At 56.8% G+C, this 16,441-nt stretch carries 14 protein-coding genes; 11 read left to right on the plus strand and 3 right to left on the minus strand.

Features of this window, described 5'->3' with window-relative positions; translation table 11 throughout:
• Positions 1 to 68: 68 nt before the first annotated feature.
• Positions 69 to 248 carry a YoaH family protein gene (locus tag K2184_RS01040; protein WP_004103292.1) on the plus strand — a complete coding sequence of 60 codons (180 nt, stop codon included), beginning with the start codon at positions 69 to 71 and terminating at the stop codon, positions 246 to 248.
• 17 nt (positions 249 to 265) lie between these two features.
• Here K2184_RS01040 and K2184_RS01045 read toward each other — a convergent pair whose 3' ends face one another.
• Together K2184_RS01045 and K2184_RS01050 are read right to left on the minus strand one after the other, a co-directional pair.
• Entirely contained in the window at positions 266 to 2,278 is a 2,013-nt protein-coding gene (locus K2184_RS01045) for a heparinase II/III domain-containing protein (RefSeq protein WP_004103290.1), read from the minus strand.
• On the minus strand, positions 2,278 to 3,516 hold the full coding sequence (locus tag K2184_RS01050) for an alginate lyase family protein (RefSeq protein ID WP_004103289.1): 1,239 nt from the start codon (positions 3,514 to 3,516) through the stop codon (positions 2,278 to 2,280). The genes K2184_RS01045 and K2184_RS01050 overlap by 1 nt, the downstream gene beginning before the upstream one ends.
• Before the next feature lie 526 nt (positions 3,517 to 4,042).
• Here K2184_RS01050 and K2184_RS01055 point away from each other — a divergent pair.
• From K2184_RS01055 to K2184_RS01075, 5 genes are read left to right on the plus strand one after another with little or no spacing between them, the layout of a single operon-like run.
• Entirely contained in the window at positions 4,043 to 5,332 is a 1,290-nt protein-coding gene (locus tag K2184_RS01055; RefSeq protein WP_163524852.1) for an ABC transporter substrate-binding protein, read from the plus strand.
• A gap of 11 nt (positions 5,333 to 5,343) precedes the next feature.
• On the plus strand, positions 5,344 to 6,285 hold the full coding sequence (locus K2184_RS01060) for a carbohydrate ABC transporter permease (protein WP_004103287.1): 942 nt from the start codon (positions 5,344 to 5,346) through the stop codon (positions 6,283 to 6,285).
• A 9-nt stretch (positions 6,286 to 6,294) separates the two neighbouring features.
• Positions 6,295 to 7,134 carry a carbohydrate ABC transporter permease gene (locus tag K2184_RS01065; protein ID WP_004103286.1) on the plus strand — a complete coding sequence of 280 codons (840 nt, stop codon included), beginning with the start codon at positions 6,295 to 6,297 and terminating at the stop codon, positions 7,132 to 7,134.
• A gap of 10 nt (positions 7,135 to 7,144) precedes the next feature.
• Positions 7,145 to 8,239: an ABC transporter ATP-binding protein gene (locus K2184_RS01070; RefSeq protein WP_004113726.1), complete on the plus strand. Its 1,095-nt coding sequence runs from the start codon at positions 7,145 to 7,147 to the stop codon at positions 8,237 to 8,239.
• Positions 8,240 to 8,246: 7 nt separating this feature from the next.
• A complete protein-coding gene (locus K2184_RS01075; RefSeq protein WP_163524894.1) occupies positions 8,247 to 9,386 on the plus strand; it encodes an alginate lyase family protein in 1,140 nt (379 codons plus the stop codon).
• 170 nt (positions 9,387 to 9,556) lie between these two features.
• Here the strand turns inward: K2184_RS01075 and K2184_RS01080 are convergent, their stop codons facing one another.
• Positions 9,557 to 9,901, minus strand: a complete 345-nt coding sequence (locus K2184_RS01080; protein ID WP_004113724.1) for a RidA family protein — start codon at positions 9,899 to 9,901, stop codon at positions 9,557 to 9,559.
• A gap of 132 nt (positions 9,902 to 10,033) precedes the next feature.
• On the opposite strand from K2184_RS01080, the gene K2184_RS01085 reads away from it, so the two are divergent.
• From K2184_RS01085 to rnd, 5 genes are all read left to right on the plus strand, one after another.
• A complete protein-coding gene (locus tag K2184_RS01085; protein ID WP_016808280.1) occupies positions 10,034 to 11,944 on the plus strand; it encodes an ATP-dependent DNA helicase in 1,911 nt (636 codons plus the stop codon).
• Between the two features lie 67 nt (positions 11,945 to 12,011).
• Entirely contained in the window at positions 12,012 to 12,707 is a 696-nt protein-coding gene (tsaB, locus tag K2184_RS01090) for a tRNA (adenosine(37)-N6)-threonylcarbamoyltransferase complex dimerization subunit type 1 TsaB (protein WP_004103277.1), read from the plus strand.
• Between the two features lie 43 nt (positions 12,708 to 12,750).
• Complete coding sequence (locus tag K2184_RS01095; RefSeq protein ID WP_004103275.1) at positions 12,751 to 13,335, plus strand: Slp family lipoprotein; 585 nt, start codon at positions 12,751 to 12,753, stop codon at positions 13,333 to 13,335.
• Between the two features lie 208 nt (positions 13,336 to 13,543).
• Positions 13,544 to 15,229: a long-chain-fatty-acid--CoA ligase FadD gene (gene fadD, locus K2184_RS01100; RefSeq protein ID WP_085955773.1), complete on the plus strand. Its 1,686-nt coding sequence runs from the start codon at positions 13,544 to 13,546 to the stop codon at positions 15,227 to 15,229.
• 81 nt (positions 15,230 to 15,310) lie between these two features.
• Positions 15,311 to 16,426 carry a ribonuclease D gene (gene rnd, locus K2184_RS01105; RefSeq protein ID WP_162098340.1) on the plus strand — a complete coding sequence of 372 codons (1,116 nt, stop codon included), beginning with the start codon at positions 15,311 to 15,313 and terminating at the stop codon, positions 16,424 to 16,426.
• The last annotated feature ends 15 nt before the right edge of the window (positions 16,427 to 16,441 follow it).

A 16,441-nucleotide genomic window follows, 5' to 3' on the forward strand; every position in this document is an offset into this window, starting at 1 on the left:
TACCGCCCGCTGGTATACAAGAGGACGGCGTGAAATAATTACGCCCCACAATGTAGCAGGAGTCAGTCATGTTTGCAGGTTTACCTTCGCTGAGCCACGAGCAACAGCAAAAAGCAGTGGAAAGAATTCAGGAGCTGATGTCCCAGGGCATGAGCAGCGGCCAGGCTATTGCTTTAGTGGCCGATGAACTGCGCGCCTCCCATACCGGCGATCGGATTGTGGCGCGCTTTGAGGATGAAGACGAGTAAACTCCCTCCAGTTGAGATCAGGTGCCGCTTTCCGCGAACGGAAAGATCGCATCGGGTCGTTTCCCGGGGGCGTCGTAAAGCGTCACGTGCGTCACGCGCTCGCCGCGCCAGAAGGTAATTTGCGTCCCGACTGGCGTATGATTCACTTGCACTTCCGTCAGCGGTGCGCTGTTGGCAAAATCCCACAGGCAGACAAAACGCGCCTGCGGCAGGTGACTGCGTATGACCAGATAGCTGAGATCGTGAGTCGCCGGGTTATCGGGCGCCACTCCCTGCCAGAGTTCACCATCACCGGAAAGCCAGAGCGCAACGGTATCGCCGTCGCGCGCAAAGTGGCGCGGCTGGCAGCCGTTCAGCGGCGCCATGGTTGCATTGGCCATATGCCGCAGCGGTCCGCTGAGCGAAAAGGGCTGCGGCGTGCCGCTCTGATCCAGCGCCTGCGCCGCCAGGTGCAAAGTCCAGTCGAGCTGCTGGCGATGTGGGTTCTCTACGGTAGAGAGATCGATCAGCACCTCTTCAAGCCATAGCAGGCGACGGCGAAAGCGCACATCTCGCCAGGCCGTCGCGTCCCACTCGACGCGGCTATGACTGTCTAGCTCCGGCGGCGGCTTGCCCCAGTCAACCTCGCTGTCCAGCCACAGAGCGTCGCTATCCATATGCCAGCCTGATACCTGCGGATTGGCCGGAGGCTGGTTGGTCTGATTGACGGAAAGCGTATTATGGGTGGCGCTGTTTTTGTAGTAGTCGTAGTGCATTTTCGCGCCGTAGCCGGTTGTGCCCATATCCGGGAGCAGCCAGCCGTCGTGATGCCAGAGCATCAGCCCCAGCCTGTCGTAATGATCGTGTTCGCCGCCCCAGGGACTGTGCTTTATCAGCAGCGCCTGCTGCGGGCGCCGCCAGAGAGTGAGCCCCGCGCCTGGCGCAAACAGCGATTGCTGAGGAATGAGCTCCTGCGTCGTTTCAGGCAGCGGCTGGTTGCGCCACAGCAAGGTCTCGCGGACATCAGGTTCCGTTTCAATAAACTGCAGCACGGCGGCGTAGAGCGGGTCACGCCAGATAAACCAGGCGAATTCGTACAGATCCCGGTGTCGCAGCTTTTCTTGTCCGGCGAGGCAGTCGTTGAGGCGAGGGAAGGTTCCGTCCGGCAGCAGCAGCGACAGCGGGAACTTCAGCATCGGCTGATACCAGGGGCCATCCAGCAGGCTCCAGCGAGTGCCGCGCGCCAGTTTTTCAAAGGCAAAAAAGCCCTGCAGCGCGTAGTAGTGGTAGTGAATCGAACCTTCAAACCATAGCCCCTCCGCCAGCAGGCCCTTTTCCAGCTGCCAGCGCAGGCCGTAAGGCTGGTTAACGGCGAATTCCAGCAGGCTCTCATCTTCGAGAACGAAACCGAGAACGCCAAGCGCCGCGCTAATTTTGACTTCGTGATTATGAATCTGCGCAGTGCGGTGCTCGCGTAGAAACGTTGCCGCGCAGCGCAGCAGGTTGTCGCGAATATGCCGCTCTTCGGCGGAGGTTAAGCCGTCGCGAATAAAGTCATAACCCAGCGCCATCTCCAGAATACAGTTGGCTTCACACAGCGTCTGGGCGTTCATCTTCCCCGGTCCGTTGTTGGGAATATCACCGTGAATTTGATAGCCGGGATAGACGTCAGCGTAACCCATCAGCAGCGTGCGAACTTTATCGCGATACGCCGTTTCGCCGGTCAGCCGCCATATCAGACCAAGCTGCTGACAGGCGCTGGCGTTACGACCGTTCATTTCTCGCCACCATGCGCCGTCCCACGGCTCACCGCTGAAAATTTCGCCATCAACCGGGCAGGCGTGGCGATGAGGCATATCCGCCCGCCACGTCAGCCGCACGCCGTGATGGGGGCAAAAATAGTAGAGGTTCCAGCTGGCGATCCCCGTTTGTGGAATGAGCGCCGTCGCGTCAAGCTGCGGTTGCGCTTCCTGCACCAGCCGTTCAAGCAGACCGCTATCGCCGGCTGCACGTCTGGCAATGTCGGGCCAGAGTCCAGAAAATTGTTTCATTAGCGGTTATCCCTGACCTCTGACGATGGGGAAAGCGGAACAATGAGCGTGGTGATATCGTCGGGATATTTCGCTCTTAACCATTGCGCTTTGGCGCGGAACAGGGGATCTTCCGGCCAGGCATGCGCGGCGGTGGCCATATTGCGCAGCGCTTTCTTGTCGTCCATCTTATCAAGGTCTTTCCAGGGCCATGGCGTATCGCTGTTAATAAACCCGGCGATGTATTGATAGCCTTTGCGCAGGCTATGGTCGTCGAGGGTGAAGTTCCAGATATCGACGCCCGCCTTCTCGCCCAGACGACCCAGTCGGTTATAGGCTTCAAGGTTGAAATTGCTGTAGTGCCACGGACGCGTGCGCTCCAGCTCGCCCATCTGGCGGCCTTCAATGTCGAATTGCCCGGCAATGCGTCGTAGCTGGGTAATGTACAGGCGCTGTTTCGCCTCGTCAGTTTTACCGCTAAACAGGGCGAAGGTCGCGGCCTGCATATCAAAATAGCTGCCGTGGTTGTTGTGCCAGTTATCTTCTTCGAAACCGTTCTGGCTGGTGGTCATCCACTGGTAATACTCGCCAAACCACTGCTTTAATGCGCTAACGTCGTTTTCGTTCAGCGCCTCTGAGGATTGCAGCAGGGCGATAGCATCCACCACCTCTACCAGCGCGCGGCTATCAATAATGCCGATACCGCGTCCGGTATTAATGCCGGGAATGGCCTGGGCATATTGCAGGTTGGGATTCATGCGCGTTTGTGGATCGATAAACCAGCTCTTCAACTGGGCCGCCGCCTTCTGCGCGTAGCGATTGTCCTGGGTGAAGTACCATGCCAGCGCAAGGGTTGATACGTCGTTACTCATCTTCACCAGGCGGTTTTTATCGGTGGCATCGCTATTGGCATCCGGGTTGGTTTGCCCATCCTTACGAATATAGGGCAGTCCGTCTTTCGTATCAGGGTTCGGCCACCAGTAGGGAGGGAAACTATAGTAGTCGTGCTTATCGCCGCTGGCGGCGACCAGGGTTTTATCCATCACCGAGAACAGCGGATGCTTGAGCGCCAGATCGGCTTTTTTTTGCAAAGCCGCTTGCGCCTGCACGAATAGCGGATCTTTCGCGGCAATCTGCTGGCGGCTAAAGGTTAAATCCTTTCCGTCGAGCGTGTACGGCTCAGCGGCATATGAGGAGGCGCTAAGGCCGGAACAAAACAGCGCAATGCCTAACAAACCTCGGCGAGGTATTGAGATCATAGTGATAACCCTTCTGCATAATATGAGAAAAGATAACAACAGAATTATACCTGTCGCGTATTTTAATGACGCATAAAACAGGCGGTTTAATTAAAGGCGAACTATTTGAATATTCGATGGCGTGCAGTGTAAAAGACAAAGTGATTTTTTTTGTGATATCCATCAAACTTATTGTCATGGATAAATAATGGCGTTTTTAATGCTGCCTCCGTCACACAATTTCGCCTTTTTCCAGATTTTTTGAATGTTTTAACAAAATCAGTAAATTTATAATTTATTGATATTATTCTATATTTTATTTGTGTCACCTTTTTTGTCACTTCTTGATGTGATCTGCTTCTATTTTTTGATTTTTGAAACGCGATTTCTTTTTTGTGTGGTTGTATTGGGAAATACATTTCTATCTAATGAAGGGAAATATTTCTTACGTCTGCTTTATTAACGTCTTAGCGATATTCAAATACCTTGCTGTGTATTAATTAAGAATTTAATTACCTTTGTGCCCTACAATAAAGGATATGCCATCATGTCTGCCAATAAATTACGTTCACTATTACTTCTCACCGCACTCGGGCTCGGCCTTAGCCAAAGCTATGCGGCTACCACCCTCAACGTTTGGATCCGCGCCAGCAACGACTCGAAAAATATCTACAAACAAGAAGCGGAAAAATTTGAAGAATCAACCGGTATCAAAATCGCGTATTTCAACGCCACTACCGACTTTGAACAGCGGCTGGCGCGCGCCACGGCGGGCAACGCCTTACCCGATCTGATTTTTAACGATGCGGCTTCGCTGGGGCAGTTTATCCAGCTGGGTATTGCCGAAGAAATTGACCCGCAAGCGATCGCCGGCGGCGACCAGCTATTCCCGACGGCCTGGAAAAGTACCCGCTATATCGACGGCAAATACTACGGCGTACCGACTTCAGCGCAAACCTTCGCGCTGTTCGTACGCAAAGACTGGCGTGAAAAACTGGGGCTGCCGCAGCCTAAGAGCTGGGATGATATCCAGACCCTGGCGAAAGCCTTCACTACCCAGGATCCCGACGGCAACGGCAGAAATGATACCTACGGCTTTATCGTTCCCGCCTCCACGACACGCGGCTACGCCAGCTGGTTTATGAGCAGCTTTATCTGGCAGGCGGGCGGTGATTTCGTTAAAGAAGAGAGCGGAAAGTTCAGCGCCTCGCTCAATACGCCGGAAGTGGCTCAGGCGATGACCTTTATGCGCACCATGATGTGCGAAAAAGTCACCCAGCCGGGGGCGATTAACGCCACCACCGCCGACGTTATTCCATCCTTCCGCTCAGGGCAAAGCGGCATGTTCTTTAGCGGCCCGTACCATATCGCGCTGTTCGATAAAGATCCCGGTAAAGACAATTTTGAAGTGGTTCCGGTGGTGGGGCCAAAAGGTGAAGCGACTCTCGCGGAGGGCACCACGGTCTTTATGATGAAGAGCAGTAAACAGAAAGAGGCGGCGCGTAAATTTATCGAATTCATGATCTCGCCGGAAGGCCAGGAGATCGGCATGGGTAAAGGCAGCCAGCATATACCGGTGGTGCGCCTGCCGGTGAATAAGAACGTCGACGTTAAGGACGTTTATCAGGATGCGCGCTGGGAAACCTTCGCCCGGCTCTATAACGAGCAGGGACGCTACGTGCCGCAAATTCCTAACTGGACGCCGGTGCGCCAGGTGGCTGCCGACGGTTTTAACCGAATTTTTGCCGACTGCAGCAGCGATATCGCCGCTGAGCTGAAAACTATCGACGGCAAGGTGAACGCTGAGCTGAAAAAACAAAACGTGCTGGCTAACTGAGGACACAAGTGATGACGCTGCATGAGACGAAGTCCTCGCCGATAAAGCAGGCCGCTTCGCCTGACTCAACCGGATGGCTGAGCGCAAAGCGTAAGCGGGCGCTGATCCCGTGGCTATTTTTGGCGCCTGCGCTGATTATTTTCAGCTGGTTTAAGTTTATCCCGATGATTCAGGGTCTGGTGATGAGCTTTTACAAGGTCAATTTTAATCAGCCGAACGAGTGGGTAGGACTCGATAACTTCACCCGCGCTTTTGCCGACGCAGAGCTGCATGCGGCGGTGGTGAACACTTTGCTGTACGTGGTGGTAACGATGTTCGCCGCGGCTATCCTGGCCTTCTTCCTCGCCATGCTGCTGGAAGGCCCGGCGCGCCATCTGCGCTTTATTCGAACCGCCATCTTTTTACCCGCGGTCACCAGTGCGGCAATCGTCGCTGAAATGTGGCGCATTTTGTTCAACCCGACGCCCAATGGAGTGGTTAACCACATCCTCAGCTGGTTTGGCGTCGCCGATCAGGGCTTCCTTGCCAGCTCCGATCAGGCGCTGGGGGTCATCATGCTGCTGCATATCTGGAAAGCGGTGCCCTACAACATGGTGATTTTTATTGCCGGTCTGGCGGGGATCAGCCGCGATTTATACGATGCGGCGAACGTCGACGGCGCCAGCTGGTGGAATCGTCTGCGCTACGTCACGCTGCCCGGCATGATCCCGGCGCTCTCGGTGGTGCTGATGCTCTCCTTTATCCGCGGCTTCCGCGTGTTTGCCGAGGTGTACGCCACCACCGGCGGAGGGCCGTCTAACGCCACGGAAATGGTGATGACCCACATCTACAAACTGGGTTTTGAGCAGTTTGATTATGGCTACGCCTCGGCGGTGTCGTTTCTGCTGTTCACCTTCACGGTTGTATTAACCCTCTGTCATCTGACGCTGAAAAAACGTATCGCACGTTACTAAGGAGCCGCGATGTTAAGTAAACGTTGGGATACAGCAGGGCGCTGGTGCATTTACGCGCTGCTGCTGATTGTCTTCGTCGGGCCGTTCTGGGGCATCGTGGCCACGGCCTTCAGCGGTGCGCCGGTGAAGCCGGGCGAGCTGCTGGCCTGGCCGAATCAGTTCTCGCTGGAAAACTTCATCTTTGCGTGGATGGATATCGGCGTCTGGCAGTACCTGCTGAACTCTATCCTGGTGGTGTTCTTCGGCACCGTTCTACAGGTGTCGGTCAGCGCGCTGGCGGCGTATGCCCTGGCGCGGAAAAAGTTTCGCGGCGTGGCGCTGGTGAGCCTGGTGATTTTGTCCACCATGATGCTGCCGGAAGAGGTCATCGCCATTCCGCTGTACATGATTATTAACTGGCGACTGCCGCTGATCGATGCCTCGCTCTACAACAGCTACCTCGGGATGATTTTGCCGGTGGTTGGCTGGGCTTTCTCCATCTTTGTCCTGACCGAATTTATGTCGGCGATACCGAAAGAGCTGGAAGAGGCGGCGCGGATAGACGGCGCCAACGAATGGCAGATTTTCTTCCATGTGATTCTGCCGCTGGTGAAACCGGCGCTCGGTACGGTAGTGACGTTCGGCTTCATTATGATTTGGGACCAGTACCTGCTGCCGCTGATTGTGGTTAACCAGGACAGCCTGAATACTATTCCGGTGATCCTCGGCACGCTGCGTACCGATGAGAGCATCACGCCGAACATTTTTATCGCTATTACGCTGCTGGCGATGCTGCCCAGCATCATCGTCTATCTGGGTCTGCAAAAACATTTCAACCGCGGGATTATGTCCGGCGCAGTCAAAGGATAAGGAGTGACCAATGGGATCTGTTGTACTGAATAGCGTGCGTAAATCGTATGGTGATGCGCACGTCATTAAAGACGTGTCGCTGACTATCCCGGACGGTGAATTCTGCGTTCTCGTTGGCCCCAGCGGCTGTGGGAAATCAACCCTGCTGCGCATGATCGCCGGCCTGGAGGAGATCTCTGGCGGCGAGGTGCATATTAACGAGCGCAACGTTACCGAGGTAGAACCGAAGCTGCGCGATATTGCGATGGTGTTTCAGAGCTATGCGCTCTACCCGCAGATGACGGTGCGTGAAAATATGGGTTTTGCCCTGAAGATGGCGCGCCTGCCGAAAGCGGAGATTAATCAGAAGGTTAATGAAGCCGCTGCGCTGCTGGGGCTCGAACCGCTACTGGAGCGCTTGCCGAAGGATCTCTCGGGCGGCCAGCGCCAGCGGGTGGCGATGGGGCGGGCGATCGTGCGTAAGCCGCAGGTGTTTTTGTTTGACGAACCGCTCTCCAACCTCGACGCCAAGCTGCGAACCCAGGTGCGCGGCGAAATTCGCGAGCTGCATCGCCGGCTGAAAACCACCTCGGTGTACGTCACCCACGATCAGATTGAAGCCATGACCATGGGGCAGATGATCGTGGTGCTGCGCGATGGGCGCATTGAGCAGGCGGGGACGCCGCTGGAGTTGTACGACCGGCCGGCGAATCTGTTCGTCGCTGGTTTTATCGGTTCGCCGGAGATTAACCAGCTGTCGGGCGTCGTGGTTTTGAACGGCAGCGCCACCAGCCTGCGTCTGAAAGATGGCTCGCTGCTGGCTTTGCCCGCTGGCCTTCAGGTGGCCGACGGTCAGCAGGTGGTGTACGCCATTCGCCCTGAGCAGGTCAACGTCGTCCACGAAGCGCGCGACGATGCGCTGGCGGCGAAGGTGACGGCGGTGGAGAATACCGGCTCGGATATGCAGCTCTTCTGCGATACCGGCGGCGGAGCGTTTACCTCGGTGTTCAAACAGCGTCTGGCTGTAAAAGAGGGCGATAAGATCTGGCTGCAGCCGAAGCTCTCCGGCGTGCACCTGTTCGATGGACAAAGCGGCCAGCGCATAGCGTGCCGGGAGGAAAACTAAGGTGGCGATGAAGCTGTACACCCTTGACGAAACCTGCCTGGAAAACGCCCGGGCGGGCTTAAAGCAGCCGTTCTCGCCGCTGCAGCTGGCGTTAAGCAAGCTGGTGTCGGAGGCCGACATCCTGCGTCGAGAGGCGCCGGAAAGCGTGGTGCATAAAAAGCTGCGCCCGGCCAGCGGCGACGCGCACGATTACTACAGTCTGGGCACCTACTGGTGGCCGAATCCGCGGCGGCCCAACGGGCTGCCCTATATTCGTCGCGACGGGCATATCAATCCGCAATGTGAAAACAACGATACGGACACCTCGCGCATTATCCGCATGTGCGAACGGTGCCTGACCCTGGGGCTGGCATGGTACTTTACCGGCCAGCGGCAGTATGCGCAGGCCGCGGCTACGCAAATACGCTGCTGGTTCCTGGATGCCGACACGCGGATGAATCCGCATCTGAACTACGGCCAGGCGATCCCGGGGATTGTATCCGGTCGCGGCACCGGGCTTATCGATACTCGCTTAATGTGGATGGTGGTGGATACCATCGGCCTGATCAACACGGCGAGCGTGCTTGATACCGATGATATTATCGGCCTGCACCAGTGGTTCCGCGACTTTAACCACTGGATGTACTACAGCGAAATCGGCCACTCAGAGTACGTCTGGCACAATAACCACGGCACCTGGTACGACGCCCAGCGGACGGTTAACGCGTTATTCTATGGCGATAAAGGGCTGGCGGCGCGGATCATTGAGCAGGGAATTACCCAGCGTATGGCGGCGCAGATTGACCAGGATGGCCGACAAACGATGGAGCTGGAACGCACCATCCCGTTCCACTATTCGCTATTTAACCTGGAGGCGCATCTGCTGCTCAACCGCTACGCCGAACACGTTGAGTTCGATCGCTGGAACACCATCTGCGACGGGCGAGGGGTGAAGCAGGGCATCGACTATCTGGTGCCGTTTATTCGCGAGCCGGAGCTCTGGCCGTACAGCGATCTGCAGGGGATCGTGTGGGATAGCGCGCTGCGCGTACTGCTGCAGTCAGTGCGGGGTTATGCAAAGCAGTCTGCCAGCTATCGTGATGCGCTGAAGTGTGTGCCCCAGGAGACCTTACAGTTAAAGGAGCAACTGATGTGGTGTCCGGGTTGATAGAACAATGCTTCTTGCCTCCCGACGGCGCTGTGCCTGGTCGGCCTGGCTGATATGTAGCCCGATAAGGCGTTTACGCCGCTATCCGGGGAATGCGCCGGAGAGCGGCTTTGGCGCGGCTTCTTCCCGGGCGGCGCTACGCTTGCCCGGGCTACGGGGCCTCGGCTGTCTTACACTGCGGCGATGATTTTAATCTCGACTTTATACTTCGGATTCATCAGTTTCGCCTGTACGGTACAGCGTACCGGCGCATGACCGGCGACGACCCATGCATCCCAGGCCTGATTCATCGCCGCAAAGTCTGCACCGTCGGCGAGGAAAATAGTCGCATCAAGAATACGTGATTTGCTGCTGCCCTGTTTCTCCAGCACCGCATCGATCTGCGCCAGAGTATCAGCGGTTTGCGCGCAGGCATCGGCATCGAGGTTGGACGGTACGCCGGTGTAGTACAGCGTCTGGTTATGAATCACCACATCAGACCAGCGGGCTTCGGCATCAATACGCGTAATGGTCATGTTTATTTCCTCTCTGTTCCGGTTCATTAAGCTGCGGCAAGACTGCCATAATGTTTCACCTGCGTCACTACCTGCACTGGCGAAAACCCCTCCACCCTGACATAATCACTGTCCAAATAACCAGGGGGTAATGTGATCGACGATTTTGCAGCAGATGGCCAGCTGGCCAGCGCGATTGCCGGATTTAAGCCGCGCGAGCCGCAGCGCCAGATGGCTTTCGCCGTCGCCAGTGCAATTGAAGAAACTCGCCCGCTGGTGGTGGAGGCGGGCACCGGGACCGGGAAAACCTACGCCTACCTGGCGCCTGCGCTACGCGCCAACAAGAAAGTCATTATTTCCACCGGCTCGAAAGCGTTACAGGATCAGCTCTACAGTCGGGATTTACCCACTGTCGCTAAAGCGCTGAACTTCACCGGTAAACTGGCCCTGCTGAAAGGGCGTTCGAACTACCTGTGCCTGGAGCGTCTGGAACAGCAGGCGCTCGCCGGTGGCGACCTGCCGGTGCAAACCCTCAGCGATGTCATTCTGCTGCGCTCGTGGTCTAACCAGACCGTCGATGGCGATATCAGCACCTGCGTTAGCGTGGCCGAAGATTCCCAGGCCTGGCCGCTGGTCACCAGTACCAACGATAACTGCCTCGGCAGCGACTGCCCCTTATATAAAGACTGTTTTGTGGTGAAAGCGCGGAAAAAGGCGATGGATGCTGACGTGGTCGTCGTCAATCATCATCTGTTCCTCGCCGATATGGTGGTCAAAGAGAGCGGCTTTGCCGAACTGATTCCGGAAGCGGAAGTGATGATCTTCGATGAAGCGCATCAGCTGCCGGATATTGCCAGCCAGTACTTCGGCCAGTCGCTCTCCAGCCGCCAGCTGATGGACCTGGCGAAAGATATCACTATTGCTTATCGCACTGAACTAAAAGACACCCAGCAGCTGCAGAAGTGCGCCGACCGCCTGGCCCAGAGCACGCAGGATTTTCGTCTGCAGCTGGGGGAGCCCGGCTATCGCGGCAACCTGCGCGAGCTGCTGGCGGATAACAATATTCAGCGCGCGCTGCTGCTGCTTGATGATGCGCTCGAACTCTGTTACGACGTGGCAAAGCTGTCGCTGGGCCGCTCGGCGCTGCTCGATGCCGCTTTTGAGCGGGCCACCGTATACCGAGGCCGCCTGAAGCGGTTAAAAGAGACCAATCAGCCCGGCTTTAGCTACTGGTATGAGTGTACTTCCCGCAACTTCACCCTGGCGCTGACCCCGCTGACGGTGGCGGATAAGTTTAAAGAGGTGATGGCGCAAAAGTCCGGGAGCTGGATCTTCACCTCGGCGACGCTATCGGTCAATGACGATTTGCACCACTTTACCGATCGTCTGGGCATAGGCGACGCGCAAACGCTGCTGCTCCCCAGCCCCTTCGATTATGCCCATCAGGCGCTGCTGTGCGTGCCGCGCAATTTGCCGTTACCGAACCAGCCCGGCGCCGCGCGACATCTGGCGGCGATGCTCAAACCGCTGATTGAAGCCAACGACGGGCGCTGCTTTATGCTCTGCACTTCGCACGCCATGATGCGCGACCTGGCGGAACAGTTTCGCGCCACCATGACGCTGCCGGTTCTCCTGCAGGGAGAAACCAGCAAAGGCCAGCTTTTACAGCAATTCGTCAGCGCCGGAAATGCGCTGCTGGTGGCGACCAGCAGCTTCTGGGAAGGGGTGGACGTGCGCGGCGATGCGCTTTCTCTGGTGATTATCGACAAGCTGCCGTTCACCTCGCCGGACGATCCGCTGCTGAAAGCGCGGATGGAGGATTGTCGCCTGCGCGGCGGCGATCCTTTTGATGAGGTCCAGCTACCGGACGCCGTCATCACCCTCAAACAGGGCGTGGGGCGTCTGATTCGCGACATCGACGATCGCGGGGTCCTGGTTATCTGCGACAACCGTTTGGTTATGCGCCCCTACGGCGCGGTCTTCCTCGCGAGCCTTCCGCCTGCGCCGCGCACGCGCGATATCCGTCGGGCGGTGCGTTTTCTTGCGGTACCGTCGGCGAGGTAATCCGGCGCAAAATGTGGTAAGCTGCGCGCCATTTTGTCAATCTGCTAGAGCGAGAGCGCGACAACCCATGCGAATTTTAGCTATCGATACCGCCACGGAGGCCTGCTCCGCGGCGCTGTGGAATGATGGCACCCTCAGTGCTCATTTTGAAATCTGCCCCCGCGAACATACCCAACGTATCCTGCCTCTGGTGCAGGATGTCCTCAATGAAAGCGGCACGCTATTAACCGAGCTTGACGCGCTGGCCTTTGGCCGTGGGCCGGGCAGCTTCACCGGCGTGCGCATTGGTATCGGAATTGCACAGGGCCTGGCGCTGGGGGCCGAGCTGCCGATGATCGGCGTGTCCACGCTGGCAACCATGGCGCAGGGCGCATGGCGAAAAACCGGCGCCACCCGCGTGCTGGCCGCCATCGACGCCAGAATGGGCGAAGTTTACTGGGCGGAATATCAGCGCGATGAACAGGGCGTCTGGCACGGCGAAGAGAGTGAAGCGGTGCTGAAGCCGGAAGCGGTTCGCGAGCGTCTGCAGCAGCTGGAGGGCGAGTGGGCTACCGTCGGCACCGGCTGGCAGGCGTGGCCGGATATGGCTACCGGCTGCGGCTTAACGCTTGCCGACGGCGAAATTGAGCTTCCTGACGCGCAGGATATGCTGCCGCTGGCTTGCCATCTGTTTACGGTGGGAAAAACCGTGGCCGTTGAACACGCTGAACCAGTTTATTTACGCAATGAAGTGGCGTGGAAGAAACTTCCTGGCCGCGAGTGAATCTCAGTAACTATATGTCTGAGAAGAAGGAAGGAGTCGCGTCATGGCGGGTCAAAAAACGGTAGTGCGTTGGTTAGTCGCGGCAGCAGTGGTTGCTGCGCTGAGCGGGTGCGCTTCGGTACCGGATGCCATTAAGGGCACCACCCCGACGCCGCAGCAGGATTTAGTTCGCGTGATGAACGCGCCGCAGCTGTATGTCGGTCAGGAAGCGCGCTTTGGCGGGAAGGTCGTCAGCGTGCAGAATCAGCAGGGTAAAACCCGCCTGGAAATTGCCACCGTTCAGCTTGACGGCGCCGCGCGTCCGGAGCTGGGCGAGCCGTCGCGAGGTCGTATCTTTGCCGACGTAAACGGTTTTATCGACCCGGTGGATTTTCGCGGGCAGCTGGTCACCGTGGTTGGCCCGATCGTCGGCGTCGTCGACGGTAAAGTCGGCAATACGCCGTATAAATTCATGCTGATGAACGCTACAGGCTACAAGCGCTGGAACGTTGTCCAGCAGGTGGTCATGCCGCCGCAGCCGATGATGGACCCGTGGATGTTCGGCCCGCGCCCGTGGGGCTACGGATACGGCGGCTGGGGCTGGTATAATCCCGGTCCTGCCGAAGTCAGAAACGTTGTAACTGAATGATTTTGTAGTTTTTGTAAGTTCAAAGAAACAGCGGCTGGTCCGCTGTTTCTTCGTTTTCAGTCAAATAAGAAAAATAAATAGTGACGCGCTTCGCAACCTGTAAAACGCCTAATTAATAAACTGGTACGCTGAGTTAATATAATGTTAACAAAATGTTTGTTGATCAGGGGCTGTGATGACGACGAATAACTATTTCAGAGGTGATGCAGTGAAAAAGGTTTGGCTAAACCGTTATCCCGCAGACGTTCCTGCGGAGATAAACCCTGACCGCTATCAATCCCTGGTTGAACTGTTTGAACACGCCGTCCGCCGCTATGCCGACCAGCCGGCCTTTATTAACATGGGCGAGGTGATGACCTACCGCAAGCTGGAGGAGCGCAGCCGCGCGTTCGCCGCTTATCTTCAGGAAGGGTTAGGCCTGCAAAAAGGCGACCGTGTCGCGCTGATGATGCCTAATCTGCTGCAGTATCCGGTGGCGCTGTTTGGTATCCTGCGCGCTGGCATGATTGTCGTGAACGTCAATCCGCTTTATACCCCGCGCGAACTGGAACATCAGCTTAACGACAGCGGCGCCGCCGCCATTGTGATCGTTTCCAACTTTGCGCATACCCTGGAAAAGGTGGTTGATAAAACCCAGGTCAAGCACGTGATTTTAACCCGCATGGGCGATCAGCTTTCCACGGCGAAAGGGACGCTGGTTAACTTTGTGGTGAAGTACATTAAACGGCTGGTGCCAAAATACCATCTGCCGGACGCCATCTCGTTTCGCAGCGCGCTGCAGCACGGTTACCGCATGCAGTACATTAAGCCGGAAATCGTCTCTCAGGATCTCGCTTTTCTTCAATATACCGGCGGCACAACCGGCGTGGCGAAAGGGGCAATGCTGACCCATCGCAATATGCTGGCGAACCTTGAGCAGGTGAACGGTACCTACGGGCCGCTGTTGCATCGCGGCAAAGAGCTGGTTGTTACCGCGCTACCGTTGTATCACATCTTTGCGCTGACCATGAACTGCCTGTTGTTCATTGAACTGGGCGGGCAAAACCTGCTGATCACCAACCCGCGCGACATCCCAGGCCTGGTCAAAGAGCTGGCGAAATATCCCTTCACCGCGATGACCGGAGTCAATACCCTGTTTAACGCGCTGCTTAACAACAAAGAGTTTCAGCAGCTCGACTTCTCTTCACTGCATCTCTCCGCCGGCGGCGGAATGCCGGTACAGCAGGTCGTTGCGGAGCGCTGGGTTAAGCTGACCGGGCAGTATCTTCTGGAAGGCTATGGCCTGACGGAGTGCGCGCCGTTGGTGAGCGTCAATCCGCACGATATCGACTATCACAGCGGCAGTATTGGCCTGCCAGTGCCGTCCACCGAAGCGAAGCTGGTGGATGATGACGATAATGAAGTTGCGCCGGGAGAGCCGGGGGAGCTGTGCGTGAAAGGGCCGCAGGTGATGCTGGGCTACTGGCAGCGCCCTGATGCTACCGCTGAAATCATTAAGGACGGCTGGCTGCATACCGGCGATATCGCGGTGATGGATGACGAGGGCTTCCTGCGTATCGTCGATCGCAAAAAAGATATGATCCTTGTCTCGGGCTTCAACGTCTATCCGAATGAAATCGAGGATGTGGTAATGCAACATTCCGGGGTTCAGGAGGTTGCTGCGGTTGGCGTACCGTCCGGAAGCAGCGGTGAGGCGGTGAAAATTTTCGTGGTGAAGAAAGAGCCGACGCTGACGGAAGAGATGCTGATCGCTTTCTGCCGTCGCCAGCTGACCGGCTACAAGGTTCCGAAGTTGGTTGAGTTTCGCGATGAGCTGCCGAAATCCAACGTCGGAAAAATTTTACGTCGAGAACTGCGTGACGAAGCCCGTGCTAAAGTAGACAATAAAGCCTGAGCTAAGAGTGAATCGCCAGACGCCGGCTAAGCCGGCGTTTTTTATGGGCGCAAGTTAAGAGAGTATGATTTGAACTATCAGATGATCACCACCAACGATGGCCTTCGCGCCGTCTGTGAAGCGGCAAGCGCGGTTTCTGCCATCGCGCTGGATACGGAATTTGTCCGTACTCGTACCTACTACCCGCAGCTCGGTCTGCTCCAGCTGTTCGACGGCAACCAGGTCTCGCTGATTGACCCTCTGGTTATCACCGACTGGGAACCGATGCGTGAACTGCTGCTGAATAAAGATGTGACCAAATTTTTGCACGCTGGCAGTGAAGATCTGGAAGTATTTCTTAATGCCTTTCATTTGATGCCTCAGCCGCTGATCGACACGCAAATTCTTGCCGCTTTTTGCGGTCGTCCGATGTCCTGGGGCTTTGCGTCGATGGTAGAAGAGTATACCGGCGTGGCGCTGGACAAGAGCGAATCTCGTACCGACTGGCTGGCGCGCCCGCTGACCGAACGCCAGTGCGTTTATGCCGCTGCCGACGTCTGGTACCTGCTGCCGATTGCCGGAAAGCTGATGGCTGAAACCGACAGCGCGGGCTGGCTTTCCGCTGCCCTGGATGAATGCCAGCTGATGCAGCAGCGTCGTCAGGAGATTCAGGATCCTGCCGAGGCGTGGCGCGACATTGGCAATGCCTGGCAGCTGCGTACTCGTCAGCTGGGCTGCCTGCAGCTGTTGGCGGAGTGGCGGCTGCGTAAAGCGCGCGAACGCGACCTGGCGGTCAACTTTGTTATCCGTGAAGAGCATTTATGGAACGTGGCGCGCTATATGCCCACCAGCCTGGGGGAACTTGACAGCCTCGGACTCTCGGGCAGCGAGATTCGTTTCCACGGTAAGACGCTGATCGCCCTCGTCGAGAAGGCGCAGGCGCTGCCGGAAGAGGCGCTGCCAGAGCCGCTGCAAAATCTGATCGACATGCCCGGTTACCGCAAGCTGTTTAAGGATATCAAAGCGTTAGTTCAGACCGTAAGCGCCGAGAAGGGCGTGAGCGCGGAGCTGCTGGCTTCAAGAAGACAGATTAATCAGCTGCTGAACTGGCACTGGGGGCTAAAAAACGGCAACGGGCAGCCTGAACTGGTTTCCGGCTGGCGCGGTGAATTGATGGCCGATCGCCTGAATGCGCTATTAAGCGACTACCCGCGCTAGCGCCGATCGGCATAG

The organism is Klebsiella sp. K5-306, assembly GCF_051835185.1.
Taxonomy (GTDB): domain Bacteria; phylum Pseudomonadota; class Gammaproteobacteria; order Enterobacterales; family Enterobacteriaceae; genus Klebsiella; species Klebsiella oxytoca.

Excerpts from the sequence above, each read along its gene's own strand:
- K2184_RS01040 (WP_004103292.1), top strand. The coding sequence starts at position 69 with ATGTTTGCAGGTTTACCTTCGCTGAGCCACGAGCAACAGCAAAAAGCA.
- K2184_RS01045 (WP_004103290.1), bottom strand. The coding sequence starts at position 2,278 with ATGAAACAATTTTCTGGACTCTGGCCCGACATTGCCAGACGTGCAGCC.
- K2184_RS01050 (WP_004103289.1), bottom strand. The coding sequence starts at position 3,516 with ATGATCTCAATACCTCGCCGAGGTTTGTTAGGCATTGCGCTGTTTTGT.
- K2184_RS01055 (WP_163524852.1), top strand. The coding sequence starts at position 4,043 with ATGTCTGCCAATAAATTACGTTCACTATTACTTCTCACCGCACTCGGG.
- K2184_RS01060 (WP_004103287.1), top strand. The coding sequence starts at position 5,344 with ATGACGCTGCATGAGACGAAGTCCTCGCCGATAAAGCAGGCCGCTTCG.
- K2184_RS01065 (WP_004103286.1), top strand. The coding sequence starts at position 6,295 with ATGTTAAGTAAACGTTGGGATACAGCAGGGCGCTGGTGCATTTACGCG.
- K2184_RS01070 (WP_004113726.1), top strand. The coding sequence starts at position 7,145 with ATGGGATCTGTTGTACTGAATAGCGTGCGTAAATCGTATGGTGATGCG.
- K2184_RS01075 (WP_163524894.1), top strand. The coding sequence starts at position 8,247 with ATGAAGCTGTACACCCTTGACGAAACCTGCCTGGAAAACGCCCGGGCG.
- K2184_RS01080 (WP_004113724.1), bottom strand. The coding sequence starts at position 9,901 with ATGACCATTACGCGTATTGATGCCGAAGCCCGCTGGTCTGATGTGGTG.
- tsaB (WP_004103277.1), top strand. The coding sequence starts at position 12,012 with ATGCGAATTTTAGCTATCGATACCGCCACGGAGGCCTGCTCCGCGGCG.
- K2184_RS01095 (WP_004103275.1), top strand. The coding sequence starts at position 12,751 with ATGGCGGGTCAAAAAACGGTAGTGCGTTGGTTAGTCGCGGCAGCAGTG.
- rnd (WP_162098340.1), top strand. The coding sequence starts at position 15,311 with ATGATCACCACCAACGATGGCCTTCGCGCCGTCTGTGAAGCGGCAAGC.